The 1,171-nt window shown below is 64.3% G+C and carries 1 protein-coding gene; it reads right to left on the bottom strand.

The genetic code is table 11. From position 1 onward, the window contains the following. On the bottom strand, positions 1–1,171 hold a 1,171-nt coding region (locus CW742_RS14165), incomplete at both ends, for a WD40 repeat domain-containing protein (RefSeq protein WP_292421485.1).

The following is a 1,171-nucleotide window of genomic DNA, read 5'->3' on the forward strand; positions in this document are numbered from 1 at the left end:
CCCGTAGATATGGATCGTGCCCTCATGGAAGCAGGCTGCAAGCAGGGTGCCATCCGGTGCTGCAGAGCATGCGGTGAGCTGGCGGCTGTAGAGCGGGAGTGAAAGGAATGGTTCGGCACTGCCCGGGTCATAACACCGGAGCTGGTGATCGGTCCCCCCGAGGACGAACAAGTTCCCTGATTCAGCAACAGCGCTGCAGGTAACCCTTCCCGAGTGGCCAACAAACAAGCGCACCCGTTTGGCGGATGCAGGGTCCCAGAGGACGGCACCTCCCTTTTCATGGATGACAAGGCAGGACCCCCCATCGTTGTGGAATACAACAGAGCGAACCGCGCTCTCCGGTCCCTGCAGGACCACTGGCGGGCTTCCGCTGCCCGGGTACGCGATCGTGACCGTGCCGTCCGCGTGCCCGATGGCCGCCTGCTCCCCGGCCATCGCGATACAGGTGACGGGTGCCAGGTGGAGGGGGACGGTGTGCAGCGCATGGCCATCGCGCGGGTCGAGGATGTGCAGGCATCCGCTTTCGTCCCCGAGAAGGACCGTGCGTTTCTCCGGCAAGAAGGCAAGAGCCCGGGCAGGGCTGGTGCCCTCCCGGGTCCAGCGGGGGGCGCCATCATCTGCTGAGAAGCATCGGGTCCTGCCATCTTCCGATATTGCGATGATCTGCGATGGGTTCCCGATAAAGGCGAGGGCCCGGATAGGCCCATCCCCTGCAGCAATCTCGACTGCCACGCCGGCCGCGGTTATGCGCCAGACCGTGATCCGGCCATCGCAGGAAGCAGCGGCAAGGAGAGAGCCGTCCGGTGCGAATGCAAGCCGGACCGTCCGCCCCGCGGCCCCGCCGGCACCGGCCTGCTCTCTTTGGAGCGGGAGCGGATATGACCAACGGTCCGGAAGCGTTCGGATGAGTTCCTCAAAGACCGGACGTTCATCAGCAGGAGGCGCAAACCCCGCGGCCTCCAGTGCCGTGAGTGCAGAAACGGCAAGGGGTGGCGGGGCGAGCAAAGCAAGGAGCCAGAGATCGTGATGCCGTGCATCCTGCAGGAAGCCCTCTATGACAACCTCCCACTCATTATATGTCCACCGGGCAGCGTTTTTCGTGACCGGTGTCCCGGTCAGGGCTGCTGCAAGGATCCCCGTGGTGCTATTCTTCCATGCAGCGGTACAGGCA

The sequence above is a fragment of the Methanoregula sp. genome (genome assembly GCF_002835825.1).
Classification (GTDB): domain Archaea; phylum Halobacteriota; class Methanomicrobia; order Methanomicrobiales; family Methanospirillaceae; genus Methanoregula.